The following is a 16,155-nucleotide window of genomic DNA, read 5'->3' as shown; positions in this document are numbered from 1 at the left end:
ATCGCGAGCAGCCCGGTCACCGCCGACGGCGTGACCTGGAAGCCGGACAGGGCGTAGATCCCGATCGTGATCATGATGTCGTGGGCCAGGGCGACGAACGCGGCGACCGACATCTTCCACTCGCGGAAGTAGACCCAGATGAACAACATGACGAGCACGAGGAAGACGAGCACGCCGATGGCCGCCCGCTGAGCGACCTCCTGGCCCCAGCTGGCGCCGATCTCGTCCTGCGACAGGTCCTGGACGTCAAACGGGACGACCGTCTGCATGGCGGCCACGACCGTGTCGCTCTCGGCCTGGTCGAGGTCCTCGACCTGCAGGATGATCGAGTCGTCGCCCGCGGTGGTGGCGGTCGGGGACGCGGCGCCCTCGACCCCGGTGCCGGCGACGGCCTCGCGGAGGGCGTCGGCGGTGTCCTGCGTGGCCAGCGACGTGCTCACCGGCACGCGGTACTGCGTGCCGCCGGTGAACTCGATGCCGAAGTTGAGCGGCTTGATGAAGACGATCGCGATGGCGGCCAGCACGAGGAACCCCGAGATGGAGTACCACAGCGCCTTGCGCCCGACGAAGTCGATCGTGCGGCGGCCCCCGTAGAGGTCGTTGCCGATCCGTGAGAACTTGCCCATCAGGCTCTCCCCTCCACGCGGACGTCCATGCCCAGTGTCTCGGTGCTGAGGCCGGAGAACCGACCACCGCCGTTGAAGAAGCGGAACTGTCCCAGCCACGACACCAGCGGCTTGGTGAACCAGAAGAGCACCGCGAGGTCGATCAGGGTGGACAGGCCGAGCGCGAAGCCGAAGCCCTTCACCGCACCCGTTGCGAAGAAGTAGAGCACGAACGCCGACAGCAGCGAGACGACGTTGGCCGCCAGACGCGTGACCTTGGCCCGCTTCCAGCCGCTCTCGACCGCGACCCGCATGGTCTTGCCCTCGCGCATCTCGTCGCGGATGCGCTCGAAGAAGATGATGAAGGAGTCGGCCGTGATGCCGACCGCGATGATCAGGCCCGCGATGCCGGGCAGGGTCAGCGTGAAGCCGGCCGAGACGCCGAGGAGCAGCACCATCGAGTAGGTGATGACGGCGGCGATCGCGAGCGAGCCGAGCACCACCAGGCCGAGGCCGCGGTAGTAGAGGAGGCAGTAGAGCATCACGAGCCCGAGACCGAAGCCACCCGCGACCAGACCGGCCTGCAGCTGGTTGCCGGCGAGCGAGGGACCGATGGTCTCGACCGTGACGTCGTCCTGGAAGGCGATCGGCAGCGCGCCGAACTTGAGGCTCGTGGCCAGGCTGTTGGCCGACTCCTCGTTGAAGTTGCCGCTGATCTCGGCCTGGCCGTTGGGGATCCGGCCGTTCATCGTCGGGGCCGAGATGACCTGCCCGTCGAGGACGATCGCGAACTGCTGGCCGGTGGAGACGAGGGTGTTGGAGACCTTCGAGAACACGTCCTCGCCGACACCACCGATGTCGATGTTGACGACCCAGTTGACCTCGTTCTGCGGGATGCCGGCCGAGGCGGAGTCGAGGTCGGTGCCCTCGATGACGCTCTTGGAGAGCAGGTACTTGACGACCTGACCGTTCTCGTCGGGCTGCTCGCAGGTGATGAGCGGCTTGTTGGGGTCGTCGACCACGACCGGCGGCGAGCCGTCGGTCGGGCACTGGAAGGCGTTGAAGGCGTCGATGGAGGCCTGGTCGGGGTTGTTCATCCAGGCGAGCTCCTCGTCGAGGCGCTCCGCCTCGAGCTCGGGGTCCCCCTGGGGCACCACGGCCGCGGACTCGGTCGGCGAGGGCGACGTCGAACCGGCAGGCTCGGTGCTCGCGGACTCGCTGGGAGACGCGCCCTCGGTCGGCGTCGGGGACGTGGTCTCGCCCGACTTCGTCAGGTAGCCGAGGGGCGGGCGGTTGGCCGTGCCGTTGCCGTTGCCGGCGCCGGTGCCGTTGCCCGCCCCGCCGGTGGCGCCACCCGTGGCTCCCTCCTGCGGGACGAACTGGTTGGGGTCGAACGGCTGGTTGGGGTCGACCGTGCCGGTGCCGCAGGGTGCGAAGTCGGAGCACGCGACCAGGCGGAAGCGCAGCTGCGCCTGGCGCTGGACGGTGTCGATGAGGTCGCGGCGGCTGTCACCGGGGATCTCGGCGACGATGAAGCGACCGCTCTGCGTGGTGACCTCGGCCTCGACGACGCCGGAGCCGTTGACGCGCTGGTCGATGATCTTGCGTGCCTCGTCGAGGCTGCCCGAGCTGGGGTTGCCGACGGCGGTCAGGGTGATGCGGGTGCCGCCCTGGAGGTCGAGGCCGAGCTCGGGCTTCCAGGTGCCGGAGAGGGCCACCAGCCCGTAGGAGATGGCCACGCCCATGAGGAACACCAACAGGGTGCGCCCGGGGCGGGCGGTCTTGCGTGCCATGTCAGTTCTCCTCCGGCTCGGTCTCGCCGAGCTGCGGTTGTACGACGGTGCCGACGGCGCCGCGGGCGACATGGATGACCACGCCCGGTGCGATCTCGACGCCCACGCGGTCGTCGTTCAGCGTGCGCAGCGTGCCGAACACACCGGAGGTGAGCATGACCTCGTCCCCCACGGACAACGCGCCCTGCATGCGCGAGAGTTCCCGCGAGCGTCGGGAGGCCGGTCGGATGACCAGGAGCCAGAAGAGGAGGGCGATACCGACGAGCGGCAAGAGCTGGACGAGCTCTGGGGGCACAACATGACCTTCCACGCGACTGATGGGGGGCGCGGCGCACACCCCGAGGGGGGCAGACCGTCCGCGACGGGAGAGTCTAACCGCGCGGGTCCGTCGTGCGACGCATCAGTCCTCGAACAGCGTGGCTTCGGCGTCCGTCGCCAGGCTCGACTCTGGTGGCACCAGGCCGAGGTGGCGCCACGCACCGGCCGTCGCGACCCGCCCACGGGGGGTGCGGGCGAGGAAGCCGTTGCGCACGAGGAAGGGCTCGGCGACCTCCTCGACGGTCTCGCGCTCCTCGCCGACGGCGACCGCGAGGGTGGAGATGCCGACCGGTCCCCCACCGAAGCGACGGCACAGCACGTCGAGGACGGCGCGGTCGAGGCGGTCGAGCCCGAGCTCGTCGACCTCGTAGAGCTCGAGGGCGTCCTGGGCCACGTCGCGGCTGACCACGCCGTCGGCGCGCACCTGGGCGAAGTCACGCACCCGGCGCAGCAGGCGGTTGGCGATGCGGGGGGTGCCGCGGGAGCGGGAGGCGATCTCGGCCGAGCCCTCCTCGGTGAGCTCGACGTCGAGCAGCCCAGCCGAGCGGTGCACGATCCGGTCGAGCTCGTGGGCCTCGTAGAACTCCAGGTGCGCGGTGAACCCGAAGCGGTCGCGCAGCGGCCCGGGCAGCAGCCCCGCGCGGGTCGTCGCTCCGACGAGCGTGAAGGGCGGGATCTCCAGCGGGATGGCCGTTGCGCCCGGTCCCTTGCCGATGATGACGTCGACCCGGAAGTCCTCCATGGCCATGTAGAGCATCTCCTCGGCCGGCCGGGACATGCGGTGGATCTCGTCGACGAACAGGACGTCGCCGTCGTTCATGCCGGACAGGATCGCGGCCAGGTCGCCGGCGTGGGTGATCGCCGGACCGCTGGTGAGCCGCAGGGGCGTCGACATCTCGTGGGCGATGATCATCGCCAGCGTCGTCTTGCCCAGCCCCGGCGGCCCGGAGAGCAGGACGTGGTCGGGGGCCCGTCCGCGACGACGGGCGGCCTCGAGGACCAGGCCGAGCTGCTCGCGCACCCGCGTCTGCCCGACGACCTCGTCGAGGGAGCGTGGGCGCAGCGCGGCCTCGATGGCGCGCTCGTCCCCCTCGGCCTCCGCTGCGGTCAGGGAGCGCAGGTGCTGCTCCTCGACCATGTCCAGGTCGTCCTCGTGCACCGGGTCAGGCCTTGCTCAGCGAGCGGAGGGCGGCGCGCAGCAGCGCACCCACGTCGGGGCTGTCGCCGGCCTGGGGCGCCACGCTCTCGACGGCGTAGTCGGCGTCCTTGGCCGACCAGCCGAGCCCGAGGAGGCCCTGGGTGACCTGGTCGCGCCACGCCGGGATCGCCGAGACGGGGGCGCTGCTGCGCCCACCGACGGGCAGGCCGATGCGGTCCTTGAGCTCCAGGATGATGCGCTGAGCGCCCTTCTGGCCGATGCCGGGGACCCGGGTGAGGGTCTTGACGTCGTCGGAGGCCACGGCCCGGCGCAGATCGTCGGGGCTCAGCACCGCGAGCATCGCCTGGGCGAGCTTGGGGCCGACGCCGGAGGCGGTCTGCACCAGCTCGAAGGCCGCCTTCTCGTCGTCGTCGACGAAGCCGAAGAGGGTCAGCGAGTCCTCGCGCACGACCATGCTGGTGGGCAGGGTCGCGAGGTGGCCGGGTCGCAGCGTCGCGAGCGTGCCGGGGGTGCACATCAGCTCGAGGCCGACTCCCCCGACCTCGAGGACGGCGCTGGTGAGGGTCAGCGCGGCGACCTCGCCACGCACGAACGCGATCATGCTCTGCTCCTGGAGTCGGTGCGGGCGGACGTCGTGCGGCGGGAGGCCGCGAGCGCCGCGTCGATGCGGGCCTGCGCGCCGCCGCGCCAGATGTGGGTGATCGCCAGCGCGAGGGCGTCGGCGGCATCGGCCGGCTTGGGAGGCGCGTCGAGGCGCAGGATCCGCGTCACCATGGCGCCGACCTGGGCCTTGTCGGCGCGGCCGTTGCCGGAGACGGCCGCCTTGACCTCGCTGGGCGTGTGCAGGGCGACCGGCAGGCCGCGGCGCGCTGCGCACACCAGCGCGATGCCGCTGGCCTGGGCGGTGCCCATGATCGTGCTGACGTCGGAGCGGGCGAAGACCCGCTCCACGGCCACGGCGTCGGGCTGGTGCTCGTCGAGCCAGGCGTCGATGCCGCGCTCGATCGTGACCAGCCGCTCGGCGATCGGGAGCGTGCTGGTGGTGCGGATGACGTTGACGTCGATCAGCGCCAGCGGACGACCCACCATGCCCTCGACGACGCCCATGCCCATGCGGGTCAGCCCGGGGTCGATCCCCAGCACGCGCATCAGCCCGGTCATCACAACGCCTCTCGTCCGAACACCTGTTCGGAGGTCCACGTTATCCGGCCCGCGGGACCCGCGGGCCCGCGACACGCCCGGTCAGTCGTCGAGCTCGGCCATGACCTCGTCGGAGACGTCGAAGTTGGCGAAGATGTTCTGCACGTCGTCGAGGTCCTCGAGCACGTCGACCAGGCGGAACATCTTGCCGGCGGCCTCGGCGTCGAGCTGGACCTGCATGTCCGGCACGAAGGAGGCGTCGGCGGAGTCGTAGTCGATGCCCGCAGCCTGGAGCGCGGTGCGCACGCCGACCAGGTCGGTGGCCTCCGAGATCAGCTCGAAGGCCTCCCCCAGGTCGTTGACGTCGTCGGCGCCGGCCTCCAGGGTCGCCTCGAGCAGGTCGTCCTCGCTGATCTCCTTGCCCTCCTGCGACCGCGGCACCACGACGACGCCCTTGCGGTTGAAGAGGAACGACACCGAGCCCGGGTCGGCCAGCGAGCCGCCGTTGCGGCTCATCGCGGTGCGGACCTCCATCGCGGCACGGTTCTTGTTGTCCGTGAGGCACTCGATCAGCATCGCGACACCGGAGGGGCCGTAGCCCTCGTACATGATCGTCTGGTAGTCGGCGCCGCCTGTCTCCGCACCGGAGCCGCGCTTGACCGCACGGTCGATGTTGTCGTTGGGGACCGAGGACTTCTTGGCCTTCTGGATGGCGTCGTAGAGCGTCGGGTTGCCCGTGATGTCACCACCGCCCATGCGGGCCGCGACCTCGATGTTCTTGATGAGCTTGGCGAACATCTTGCCGCGCTTGGCGTCGACGATCGCCTTCTTGTGCTTGGTGGTCGCCCATTTGGAGTGGCCAGACATGCGTCCCTCTTCTTCTTCGACTCAGGAGGTGCTGTTCGTGGTGGTGCCGGCAGTGCAGTCGCGCACGAGGTCGACGAAGAGCTGGTGGATGCGCACGTCGCCGCCGACCTCCGGGTGGAACGACGTCGCCATCAGTGGCCCCTGCCGGACCGCGACGATCCTACTCGCGCCGTCGGCCACCTCGACCTGCCCGAGGACCTCGACGCCCGGTCCGACCGACTCGACCCAGGGTGCGCGGATGAAGACGGCGTGCACCGGTCCGTCGACACCGCTGATGGAGAGCTCCCCCTCGAAGGAGTCGACCTGGCGACCGAAGGCGTTGCGGCGCACCGTGATGTCGAGGCCACCGAGCGTCTCCTGGCCGACCGCGCCGTCCTCGATGCGGTCGGCGAGCAGGATCATCCCGGCGCAGGTCCCGAAGGTCGGCATGCCGCCCTTGATCCGCTCGCGCAGCGGCTCCAGCAGCTCGAAGGTGCGGGCCAGCTTGGCCATCGTGGTCGACTCGCCGCCGGGGACGACGAGCCCGTCGACGACACCGAGCTCGGCCGGCCGACGCACGCCGATCGCGTCGACGCCGAGCGACTCGAGCATCCGCAGGTGCTCGCGCACGTCGCCCTGGAGGGCGAAGACGCCGATGGTGGGTGCAGTCACTCCCCCAGTTTAGGAGCGCCCCTCGACGACCCGACGCACGGCATCCAGGCGTCGCTGCCACGGGTCGACCGGCTCGGTCACCGCACCGGCGTTGGTCAGCCGCAGCAGCGCCCCGTCCTCGGCGGTCGGCCAGGTCACCACGTCAGCGAGGTTGGGATCGCCCGTGGTGACGAACGACGCCCAGTAGTCGCTGACGACGTCGGCCATCCCGGGCGCGTGCTGCTCCGCCCCCGGGGGCAGCACCCCGTCGAAGACGTAGGGCAGCTCGCTGGCGTGGGGCGCTCCCCCCACCCGGGCGAAGGCCTCCGGGGTGACGACCTCGAAACGGTAGCGCCAGGTCGGCGCTCGAGCGGCGTGCGCGGTGGCGAGCAACCGGGCAGGCTCGGTGAAGACGGCGTCGGCCATCAGGTGCCGTCGTACGACGTCGGGGGTGGCGTAGGCGCGCAGCAGGCTCCGCTCGCCGGCAGACCTCAGGAGCGCACGGGCGTCGTCGTCCAGGCCCAACGGCTCGAGGAGGTCTGCCTCGAGGTCGAGGTCGGTGCTGCCGACCAGGTAGGGCACGTCCTGCTCCAGACCGGCCTCGACGATCTCCGCCACGGGCGCGGTCACGAGGGCGCCGTCGACGACCGGTACCTGGCCGGCGAAGACGTCGAGCCGCCACGTCATGACCTCGGCCGCGTCGAGCGAGCGCAGCGCCGCAGCGTCGAGGGCGCCGGCCTCCGCGGCCAGGCGCCGCCCCTCGGCGGTCGCCTCGGCGAGGGTCTGGGTCGGCTCGCGCCCCAGGCCCGACTGGGAGATCGCCTGGGCGAAGAGGCCGTCGGTCATCGGCGACGCCATCAGGGTGTTGACCGAGAGGCCTCCGGCGGAGCTCCCGCCGACGGTCACGCGGTCGGGGTCGCCGCCGAAGTCGGCGATGTTGTCCTGGACCCACTCCAGCGCGGCCACCTGGTCGAGCAGCCCGGCGTTGACGGACTCGGGCCCGAGGGCGGGGTGGGAGAGGAAGCCCAGGCGGCCGAGCCGGTAGTTGAGCGTGACCAGCAGGACACCGCGGCGGACGAACGCCTCCCCGTCGGCGGCCTCGCTGCGCCCCGAGCCCATGACGAACCCGCCACCGTGGATCCACACCAGCACCGGCAGGTCCCCGTCGGCCTCCACGGGCCGCTCCACGTTGAGGAAGAGACAGTCCTCGCTGGAGGGGGTCGTCACGGTGGAGGGGGCGTGCAGGCAGTCGGCCCCGAAGTCGGTCGCGTCCCGCACCGCGCCCCACGGCGCTGCCGGCTGCGGCGCCCGCCAGCGCAGGTCGCCCACGGGTGGTGCGGCGTAGGGGATGCCGCGCCACGACCGCACGCCCTCGTGGTCGAACCCCTCGAGCAGCCCGGCGTCGGTCTCCACGACCAAGGCCGATCCTCCTGGCCGAGGTGTCGGCTGCACGGGCTCGTCGAGCAGGCTGCAGCCCGCGAGCGCGAGCACGGCCGCAGCTGCGGCGAGCGCTCCTCGTCGACGACCCACGCGGTGAACCTAGTCGGGGGTGGGGTGGTGGGGGGCGGTTCTGGGTGGGTGCCGCTTCATCAAGGTATGCAGACGAACCGCCACCCCCCACGGTCGAGCGGCCGGCTGACGGCGCACTTCCCACGGCGACACGCCACTCACCACGGGGTGCACACCGTGGGGGGTGGCGTGTCGTCGACGTACCTTGATGGAGCGGGGCCCCGATCACGAACAGGTGCTCACCGCCAGCAGGAAGACCGAGTAGGTCCGCGTCGCGCTGTTGGTCGAGGACCACGTCGTCGAGCCGAAATTCGTGTTGGCCACCACCCAGGCCTGACCGCCGCTGATCAGGGTCAGGATCGTCTGCGAGGTCCCGGCGACCGTCATCGAGGACGCTCCTCCGGGGCCGTATCGCAACGTGTAGCTGGTGGCGCCGGGAACGGCGTCCCAGGCGAAGGTCACCGTGGCCACGCCGAGCCCCGAGCACCTGAAGTTGCCGGGAGCGGGGACCGAGGTCGCGCTGAGGGCAGACCCAGAGACGACCACCTCATCGGTCCACGGCGCCGCCGACGCGGGAGACGGCAGCAGTGCCGCAGCACCGATGACCGTCATCGCGAGCACGCGAGACGCCTGCCGACGCGCGGAAGCCGGTGCGGCTCGGCGCTTCCTCCGGGATGGCGGTGGTGGACGAGGCGGGGACGGCGGGCCGTCGTCGCGGCCGCGCAGGAGCACGGAGGCCAGGAACGCGCCGTAGAGCCCGAGCAGCAGCATGCCGAGCCGCCCCGACATCCAGCCGAGCACGTAGCCGAGCCGCGGCACGCTGGCGACCACCCGGTCCGCCTCGGTGACGGTGTGGACCTCACGGTCCGCCGAGCGGTTGGCGTCACCGCGCAGGGTCAGCTGCCGGTGCTCTCCCTGGGAGGCGAGGCTCACGACCCGGTGGGTGACCCGCGTGCCGCCGGCGTCCACGACGGACACGACGTCACCGACCCGCAGGTCCGCAGCGGGGACGGTGCGCACCAGCGCGAGGGCGCCGGTGTCGATGGCCGGCGCCATGGAGCCGGACAGGAAGACGAGGGGGCGCACGTCGAGCACGAGGCCGGCCAGCACCACGAGCAGCCCGAGGACACCCAGCAGCGCCCCGACGGTCAGCACCAGCTCGCGGACCCCCCGCACCAGTCGGGGGCTCACGAGACGTCCGAGGTGCCGGTGACGGTGAAGGTCGCGTTGGTGGTCTTCCCCTGGAGGCTGCTCGGCGCAGCGCCGTCGAAGGTGACCTGGAAGCAGAGCGTCTGGGTGCCTGCGGCCACCAACGGGCCCTGGCGCGTCGACACCAGCGAGGTCGACGTGGTGGCGGTCAGGGCGACCGCGCTGACCAAGGCGGTGCCGCCGGTGCAGGTGGCGCTGTTGCCGCTGCCCGACCGGGTGCCCCCGGCGGACACGGTGAGCTTCAAGGAGCCGGCGGTGTCGAAGGCCGCTGCGTCGGTGCCGGTCAGTCCCCCGACCATCGTCCACTTCAGCGGCGCGGTCCCGTTGTTCTTCAGCGTCAGCACCTCGGCCGACGTGTTGCCCGGCACCATCACCGACATCCCGAGCGTCGTGGTGCTGACCGAGACGTCGGTGTTGTTGACCTGGAGGTCGAGGGTGCCGGCAGTGAAGGTGGTCCCGGCGATGACGACGTCGTCGGTCCAGAAGGCGAAGGTGCCGCTCGTCCCCAGGACGCCGACCAGCCCGAGGCCGAGCAGGGCCCGCAGCCGCGCCGATCCCCAGGACGTCGTACGACGGGGCGCGCGGCCGCGGCGGGACGGGCGGGGGGCCACGTGGCTAGACATGGACGCCGTGCCGATCCGGAGCGACCAGAGCATCCGGAGCAGCGGCGTCCACCATGACAGCTGCAGACGCCACGCGCAGCCGGCGCACACGCACGGCGCCGATCAGCTGGACCGCGGCGTAGCCCAGCAGCCCGAGCCCGACCAGCCGGGCGCCCTGGGTGCGCTGGGCGACCGTGAGCAGGTTGCTGAACCGGCCGACCTGAGGCACGTCGTACCAGACCTGACCGCGCAGCTGGACCGGTCGCACCCAGAGCTCGTCGGCAGCACCGTTGGCGTCACCCCGCGTGCGCAGCAGCACCTCGCCACCCGCACCGATGCTCTTGCCGACGACACGATGGGTGACGAAGACGGGCTCGCCCGAGCGCACCTGGTAGGTGACGACGTCACCCGTCCGCACGTCCGCGGGATCGGCGGGCCGCACGATCACCAGCGTGCCGGGAGGCAGCTGCGGCGCCATGGAGCCGGTGAGCACGACGTAGGGCGTCGCCCCGGCGATCCGGGGCACCAGGACCGTGAGGACGACGAGGCCGAGACCGAGGAGGATGACCGTCCAGGCGACGACGCGCCGCAGCCACCGACGACCCGCGCGCTGCGGGGCCGCCTGGTGCTGCGCTGCGTGCCTCATGTCAGGTCCTCGTCCGGTCAGGCCTCAGCTCACGGGTGGTTGTCGGTCTGCGTGAGCGTGACGGCGATGTCCTCGAGGGTGACGCTGAGGTCCTGCGAGCCGTTGTCCTCGACGCCGTAGGGGAAGTCCGCGGTGAGGACCGCCGTCAGCGTGTAGGTGCCGTCGTAGAAGGTGGTGGGGGCACCCGGCACGACGACCTCGCCGACCACGGGGGGCAGCCCGACCGGCAACCCGTCGAGGGTGAAGTCGGCGTCGAGCACGAGCTCGTCCTCGAGGCCGTTGACGTCGGTGGAGAGCAGCCCCTGGTCGAGGTTCAGCGTCGCCTCGAAGTGGTCGCCCTCGGCGACGATGTCGTAGGTGCAGGTGCGGGTCAGCGTGTCTCCGGGCACGATCTCCCGGGCGCCGAGCAGGCCACCCGCACCGCCGTCGCCGTCGAGCGTCCAGTCGGGGCAGGCGGTCTGGACGATGTCGAGACCGCCCGAGCTCAGGTCGGGCGTCGCGATGGTGTCGCCATCGCTCCAGAACGCCAGTGTGCCGGCACCACCGGTGAGCAGCACGGCAGCGACTCCGGCGGCGAGTGCGCCCTTGGTCGTCTTGTTCATGGTCCCTCCCAGGATCCTCCAGAGCGCCCGGACGCTTCTCCCTGGAACTACGGCGGGCGGGAGCGGGACCTGAGGGAAACCGGCGAGGAGACAAATCACCAGCACCCCGTGGTCACACGTGACCACGGGGTGCTGGACGTGATGATCGGTAAGGACTACCAGCCGCGCTCGGCGAGGCGGTGGGGCTGCGGGATCTCGTCGACGTTGATGCCGACCATGGCCTCGCCCAGGCCGCGCGAGACCTTGGCGACGACGTCGGGGTCGTCGTAGAACGTGGTGGCCTTGACGATCGCCTCGGCGCGCTCGGCGGGGTTGCCGGACTTGAAGATGCCCGAGCCCACGAACACGCCCTCGGCGCCCAGCTGCATCATCATCGCGGCGTCGGCAGGAGTGGCGATGCCGCCGGCGGTGAAGAGCACGACCGGGAGCTTGCCGCGCTCGGCGACCTCGACGACCAGGTCGTAGGGGGCCTGGAGCTCCTTGGCCGCGACGTAGAGCTCGTCGTGCTCCATCGAGGACAGCCGGCGCAGCTCGGCACCGATGGTGCGCATGTGCATGACCGCGTTGGACACATCACCCGTGCCGGCCTCGCCCTTGGAGCGGATCATCGCCGCGCCCTCGTTGATGCGACGCAGCGCCTCACCGAGGTTGGTCGCCCCGCACACGAAGGGTGCGGTGAACTTCCACTTGTCGATGTGGTTGGTGTAGTCGGCCGGGGTCAGCACCTCGGACTCGTCGATGTAGTCGACACCGAGGCTCTGCAGCACCTGCGCCTCGGCGAAGTGACCGATGCGAGCCTTGGCCATGACCGGGATCGAGACGGCGTCGATGATCGAGTCGATCATGTCGGGGTCGCTCATCCTCGAGACGCCGCCCTGGGCGCGGATGTCGGCCGGGACCCGCTCGAGCGCCATGACGGCGACCGCGCCGGAGTCCTCCGCGATCTTGGCCTGCTCGGCCGTGACGACGTCCATGATGACGCCGCCCTTGAGCATCTCGGCCATGCCGCGCTTCACGCGCGAGGTGCCGGTGGTGGAGCCGTTGTCAGCAGTGGAGGGAGAGGTCTCAGACATGCCTGAATTGTACGGCGGTCACGTCGCGGAAGCCGTTTCGGGACCGTCCTCGGGCAAGCCCGCGGACTGGACCAGCGCGTCCGCGGCCAGGGCCTGGCGGCGGACCTTCATCACCCGGAAGATGACGGTGTAGGTGTTGGCGAACGCGAGGACCCACAGCGTCAGGTACATCAGGATCGGCAGGTCGAACATCGCACCCAGCCCCGTCATGACCAGGATCGCGACCAACCGGTCGGCACGCTCGGCCAGGCCGCCCTTGGCGTCCATGCCCAGCGACTCGGCGCGCGCCCGCGAGTAGGAGGTCACCGAGCCCATGACCAGGCAGTAGAGCGTGAGGCACAGGTAGAGGTAGTAGTCGCCGGGGCCGGCGAAGTAGAGCGCCAGACCGCCGAAGATCGCGCCGTCGCCGATCCGGTCGAGCGTGGAGTCCCAGAACGCGCCGAACTTCGAGCTGCGGCCCGTCTGACGGGCCATCTGGCCGTCGACGAGGTCGCTGAAGACGAAGGCGGTGATCACCAGCACGCCGATCAGCAGCTCGCCCATCGGGAAGAAGACCAGCGCGCCGGCCGACACGCCGACGGTCCCCACGAACGTCACGGTGTCCGGGCTGATGCCCAGCTTGATGAAGAGGTTGACGAACGGCGCGAGCATGACGCCCTGCCAGAAACCCTTGAACCTGTCGAGCATGGTCGGAGGCTAGTCGCTGCCGGGCCCCGAGCCGCAACCCGGAGGCGTACAGTCACCGACAGGGGCCACTCAGGCAACCCATATCGAGAGATTCCCGCATGAGCGACAAGTCGCCGCGACAAGGAATGACGAAGAAGACCGGCAAGTCCATCAAGGAGAAGCGCGCCGAGAAGCGCGACTCGGCCAACGGCTCGGGCTCCGGCTCCATGGAGAAGCTCACCGAGAAGAAGCGCTGAGCACCCCGGTGCCACACCCGGGGCCTCTCCTGAGCCTGGGGGTGGTGGGGACCTCGGCGAAGGAGAACGAGCGTCGGCTCCCGCTGCACCCCGATCACCTCGCGGGACTCGACGCCGACGTGCGCGCCCGCATCACCCTCGAGACCGGCTACGGCACCCACTTCGGGTACGACGACCGCGAGCTCGCCGACCTCGTCGCCGGCTTCCTGCCACGCGACGAGCTCATCGCGAGCTCCGACGTCGTGCTGCTGCCCAAGCCGCAGCTCGCCGACGTCGAGGCGCTGTCGCCCGGTCAGGTGCTGTGGGGCTGGCCGCACTGCGTCCAGGACACCGCCGTCACCCAGGCCGCGATCGACCGGCGGCTGACCCTCATCGCGTTCGAGGCGATGAACCACTGGACCCGTGACGGCTCGGTCGGGCTGCACGTCTTCCACAAGAACAACGAGCTCGCCGGCTACTGCTCGGTCCTGCAGGCCATGCAGCTCGCCGGGATCACCGGCGACTACGGGCGGCGGCTGAGCGCGATCGTCATCGGCTTCGGCGCGACGGCGCGCGGTGCGGTCACGGCCCTCAACGCCCACGGTGTCCACGAGGTCGCGGTCCTGACGACACGGCAGGTGACCGCCGTGGCCTCACCGATCCACTCGGTGCGGATCCGCACGATCGACCACGACGCCGACGGGCTGGCCATGAGCGTGATCACCGAGCGCGGTCGCGAGCCCCTGGCGGCGTACCTCGCCGAGAACGACATCATCGTCAACTGCACCCTGCAGGACACGGCGGCCCCGCTGACCTACCTGCAGACCTCGGACCTCGAGGCGTTCCGCCGCGGCAGCCTGGTCGTGGACGTGTCGTGCGACCTGGGCATGGGCTTCGAGTGGGCCCGGCCCACGGGCTTCGACGACCCGACCTTCCCGGTGGGCGAGCACGGACAGGTGAGCTACTACGCCGTGGACCACAGCCCGTCCTACCTCTGGGGCTCGGCGACGTGGGACAACAGCTCCGCGACGGTGCCGTTCATCCGCACCGTGCTCGAGGGGTCGGCCTCGTGGGACGCCGACGAGACCATCCACCGCGCCATCGAGATCCGCGAGGGCGAGGTCGTCAATCCCGCGATCCTGACCTTCCAGGGGCGCGAGGCCACCTCGCCCTTCGAGGTCATCCTGGGGTGAGGGCCCGGTGGGCGCGGTGTGGCAGGGTGCGTTTCGTGAGGAAGCGCAGGCCTGTCTCGGGCCACACCCTGTCCCTGGTCGCCGTCACCGGCATCACCGCCGGTCTTCTCGCGGGGTGCTCCGGCGAGCCGGACTCCGAGGCCGCCCTGGGGGCGGTCGTGGCCGTCGAGGCTCCCGGTCCCGGCTGGAGCCCGGGCGGTGACGGCCTGCTCGACTTCGACGACGGTTCCGGCCCTGCTCGCCGGGAGGGTGAGGTGTGGTCGCCGGTCACGTCGTCCGACCTCCCGGCGACCTATGTCACGACCTGGTCGGTGCCGGTGCCCGCGGGCGAGGACGCCACCTGGTGCGCCGAGGCCGCGGCCTGGCTCGTCGAGGTCGGCCCCGACCTGCCCGGCGAGCCGCTCGAGGCCTTCGAGGACGAGGAGCCGCCGACCCTCGAGGCGAGCACCGAGGACTGCACGTCGCGGCTCGCGCAGGTGCGCGACGAGGCGACGGGCACCGCCTCCACCACGACGTTCGGCTCCTGGCCCAACACCGCGTCCGACGGCTACCAGTTCGGCCACTACCTCGAGGTCAGGGGCGACGACGCCGAGGTCACGCTCATCGTGACGTTCGTGGCGCAGCCCGCGGCCGACTGAGGCGCCTCAGCGGTCCCAGGCGTCGGCGAGCAGCGACCGGGTGTCGGTGAGGAGCTCCGGCAGGGTCTTGGTGCGCCCGATGATCGGCATGAAGTTCTGGTCGCCGGTCCAGCGGGGCACGACGTGCTGGTGCAGGTGCGCGGCGATGCCGGCGCCGGCGACGGCGCCCTGGTTCATCCCGATGTTGAAGCCGCCCGCGCCGGAGACCGAGCGGATGACGCGCATCGCCTGACGGGTGAGGTCGGCGATCTCGGCGGCCTCCTCGTCGGTGGTCTCGGTGTAGTCGGCGAGGTGGCGGTAGGGGCAGACCATCAGGTGCCCCGGCGCGTAGGGGTAGAGGTTGAGCACGGCGAAGGCCAGCCGCCCGCGCTGCACGACGAGCCCCGCGGCGTCGTCCAGGGACGGGATCCGACAGAAGGGGCACTCCCCCGACGTGGCGTCGGCCGGCTTGTTCTCCCCGCGGATGTAGGCCAGTCGGTGCGGGGTCCACAGCCGGTCGAGGTCGTCGGGCTCCCCCACACCGTCCTGCACGAGGTCGCTCACTCGGCCACCGCCTCGCCGGCACCGGCACCGGCCTCGGCGAGCCCGAGCAGCTGCTCGATCGGCACGTCGGGGTCCAGGTCGACACCGAGCCGGCTGGCGTGGCCGTCGAGCAGGTGCCACACGGAGCGGCTGAGGATGTCGGAGAGCTGGGCGGCCGAGGGCTCGCGCTGCTCGCGCGAGGCCCACCGTCGTACGGCGCCGAAGACCGCCCCCACCAGCGCGTAGGCCAGGGGGTCGATCGCCGCGCGCTCGCCGTCGTCGAGGTCGACCTCGAGCATCCCGACGACGGTCTCGAGGATCTCGACGAGCACGCCGGCGATCTGGTGGATGCCGTTCTGGAGCGGGCCGGGGCCGCCGGTGGAGTCGTATTCAGCGAGCCGGTGCAGCGCCGGGTGCTCGACGGCCCAGTCGACGTAGGTCGAGATGATCCGGTGGATGATCTCGTTGACCGTGCCGTCGAGGCTGACCTGCGGCACCAGCAGCGCGGTGACGTGCACCAGGATCTCGGCCTGGATCGCCCGGTCGAGGTCGGCGCGGTCGGAGAAGTGGCGGTAGACGACCGTGCGGTTGAGACCGGCCTCGTCGGCGATCTGCTGGACGTGGAACTCCGCGCCCGGCTCGGCGGCCTCCACGACCGCGATCGCGGCGTCGAGGATCTGCTGGCGGCGCTGCTCGTTGTGCCGGTCCCAGCGCGCCTGACGTCCGTCCACCCTTGCGCCGACCACC

At 71.1% G+C, this 16,155-nt stretch carries 19 protein-coding genes and 1 pseudogene; 3 read left to right on the top strand and 17 right to left on the bottom strand.

The genetic code is table 11. The features are described 5' to 3' along the window. From AAG827_RS13105 to pgsA, 15 genes and pseudogenes are all read right to left on the bottom strand, one after another. Positions 1 to 626, bottom strand: a pseudogene (locus AAG827_RS13105) (protein translocase subunit SecF); the annotation flags it as partial. Continuing rightward, positions 626 to 2,398 carry a protein translocase subunit SecD gene (gene secD, locus AAG827_RS13100; protein WP_341926466.1) on the bottom strand — a complete coding sequence of 591 codons (1,773 nt, stop codon included), beginning with the start codon at positions 2,396 to 2,398 and terminating at the stop codon, positions 626 to 628. The gene secD and the pseudogene AAG827_RS13105, both read right to left, overlap by 1 nt. Before the next feature lies 1 nt (position 2,399). Continuing rightward, on the bottom strand, positions 2,400 to 2,693 hold the full coding sequence (gene yajC, locus AAG827_RS13095; protein WP_341926465.1) for a preprotein translocase subunit YajC: 294 nt from the start codon (positions 2,691 to 2,693) through the stop codon (positions 2,400 to 2,402). Positions 2,694 to 2,798: 105 nt separating this feature from the next. After that, complete coding sequence (ruvB, locus tag AAG827_RS13090) at positions 2,799 to 3,854, bottom strand: Holliday junction branch migration DNA helicase RuvB (RefSeq protein ID WP_341926470.1); 1,056 nt, start codon at positions 3,852 to 3,854, stop codon at positions 2,799 to 2,801. 25 nt (positions 3,855 to 3,879) lie between these two features. Further along, entirely contained in the window at positions 3,880 to 4,476 is a 597-nt protein-coding gene (ruvA, locus tag AAG827_RS13085) for a Holliday junction branch migration protein RuvA (RefSeq protein WP_341926464.1), read from the bottom strand. Continuing rightward, positions 4,473 to 5,015 (bottom strand): crossover junction endodeoxyribonuclease RuvC, encoded by a 543-nt coding sequence (gene ruvC, locus AAG827_RS13080; RefSeq protein WP_341926469.1) that lies wholly within the window; start codon positions 5,013 to 5,015, stop codon positions 4,473 to 4,475. Before ruvC ends, ruvA begins: the two co-directional genes overlap by 4 nt. A gap of 102 nt (positions 5,016 to 5,117) precedes the next feature. Beyond that, entirely contained in the window at positions 5,118 to 5,882 is a 765-nt protein-coding gene (locus AAG827_RS13075; protein ID WP_341926463.1) for a YebC/PmpR family DNA-binding transcriptional regulator, read from the bottom strand. A 21-nt stretch (positions 5,883 to 5,903) separates the two neighbouring features. Continuing rightward, on the bottom strand, positions 5,904 to 6,533 hold the full coding sequence (gene pdxT, locus AAG827_RS13070) for a pyridoxal 5'-phosphate synthase glutaminase subunit PdxT (RefSeq protein ID WP_341926461.1): 630 nt from the start codon (positions 6,531 to 6,533) through the stop codon (positions 5,904 to 5,906). 9 nt (positions 6,534 to 6,542) lie between these two features. Then, on the bottom strand, positions 6,543 to 8,042 hold the full coding sequence (locus AAG827_RS13065) for a carboxylesterase family protein (protein ID WP_341926460.1): 1,500 nt from the start codon (positions 8,040 to 8,042) through the stop codon (positions 6,543 to 6,545). 204 nt (positions 8,043 to 8,246) lie between these two features. Continuing rightward, positions 8,247 to 9,212: a signal peptidase I gene (locus AAG827_RS13060; RefSeq protein ID WP_341926459.1), complete on the bottom strand. Its 966-nt coding sequence runs from the start codon at positions 9,210 to 9,212 to the stop codon at positions 8,247 to 8,249. Continuing rightward, on the bottom strand, positions 9,209 to 9,853 hold the full coding sequence (locus AAG827_RS13055; RefSeq protein WP_341926458.1) for a TasA family protein: 645 nt from the start codon (positions 9,851 to 9,853) through the stop codon (positions 9,209 to 9,211). The genes AAG827_RS13060 and AAG827_RS13055 overlap by 4 nt, the downstream gene beginning before the upstream one ends. After that, positions 9,846 to 10,478, bottom strand: coding sequence for a signal peptidase I (locus AAG827_RS13050; RefSeq protein WP_341926457.1), 633 nt, complete (start codon positions 10,476 to 10,478; stop codon positions 9,846 to 9,848). The genes AAG827_RS13055 and AAG827_RS13050 overlap by 8 nt, the downstream gene beginning before the upstream one ends. A gap of 29 nt (positions 10,479 to 10,507) precedes the next feature. Then, positions 10,508 to 11,080 carry an alternate-type signal peptide domain-containing protein gene (locus AAG827_RS13045; protein WP_341926456.1) on the bottom strand — a complete coding sequence of 191 codons (573 nt, stop codon included), beginning with the start codon at positions 11,078 to 11,080 and terminating at the stop codon, positions 10,508 to 10,510. Positions 11,081 to 11,235: 155 nt separating this feature from the next. Continuing rightward, positions 11,236 to 12,153: a pyridoxal 5'-phosphate synthase lyase subunit PdxS gene (gene pdxS, locus AAG827_RS13040; RefSeq protein ID WP_341926455.1), complete on the bottom strand. Its 918-nt coding sequence runs from the start codon at positions 12,151 to 12,153 to the stop codon at positions 11,236 to 11,238. A gap of 18 nt (positions 12,154 to 12,171) precedes the next feature. Beyond that, complete coding sequence (pgsA, locus tag AAG827_RS13035) at positions 12,172 to 12,840, bottom strand: phosphatidylinositol phosphate synthase (protein WP_341926454.1); 669 nt, start codon at positions 12,838 to 12,840, stop codon at positions 12,172 to 12,174. A 98-nt stretch (positions 12,841 to 12,938) separates the two neighbouring features. Here pgsA and AAG827_RS13030 point away from each other — a divergent pair, with 98 nt between their 5' ends. The 3 genes from AAG827_RS13030 to AAG827_RS13020 are packed head-to-tail and all read left to right on the top strand — an operon-like array spanning position 12,939 to position 14,886. Further along, positions 12,939 to 13,076, top strand: coding sequence for a hypothetical protein (locus AAG827_RS13030; RefSeq protein ID WP_309648792.1), 138 nt, complete (start codon positions 12,939 to 12,941; stop codon positions 13,074 to 13,076). A gap of 44 nt (positions 13,077 to 13,120) precedes the next feature. Then, positions 13,121 to 14,248 (top strand): N(5)-(carboxyethyl)ornithine synthase, encoded by a 1,128-nt coding sequence (locus tag AAG827_RS13025; RefSeq protein WP_341926453.1) that lies wholly within the window; start codon positions 13,121 to 13,123, stop codon positions 14,246 to 14,248. Between the two features lie 35 nt (positions 14,249 to 14,283). Beyond that, entirely contained in the window at positions 14,284 to 14,886 is a 603-nt protein-coding gene (locus tag AAG827_RS13020; RefSeq protein WP_341926452.1) for a hypothetical protein, read from the top strand. Between the two features lie 6 nt (positions 14,887 to 14,892). On the opposite strand, the gene AAG827_RS13015 is transcribed toward AAG827_RS13020, so the two are convergent. After that, complete coding sequence (locus AAG827_RS13015) at positions 14,893 to 15,429, bottom strand: HIT domain-containing protein (RefSeq protein WP_341926451.1); 537 nt, start codon at positions 15,427 to 15,429, stop codon at positions 14,893 to 14,895. Next, positions 15,426 to 16,139, bottom strand: a complete 714-nt coding sequence (locus AAG827_RS13010; protein ID WP_341926450.1) for a TetR/AcrR family transcriptional regulator — start codon at positions 16,137 to 16,139, stop codon at positions 15,426 to 15,428. Before AAG827_RS13010 ends, AAG827_RS13015 begins: the two co-directional genes overlap by 4 nt. Positions 16,140 to 16,155 lie beyond the last annotated feature (16 nt).

The sequence above is a fragment of the Nocardioides psychrotolerans genome, assembly GCF_943371775.1.
GTDB lineage: Bacteria > Actinomycetota > Actinomycetes > Propionibacteriales > Nocardioidaceae > Nocardioides > Nocardioides psychrotolerans_A.
This window is presented reverse-complemented; position numbering and strand designations above follow the sequence as displayed.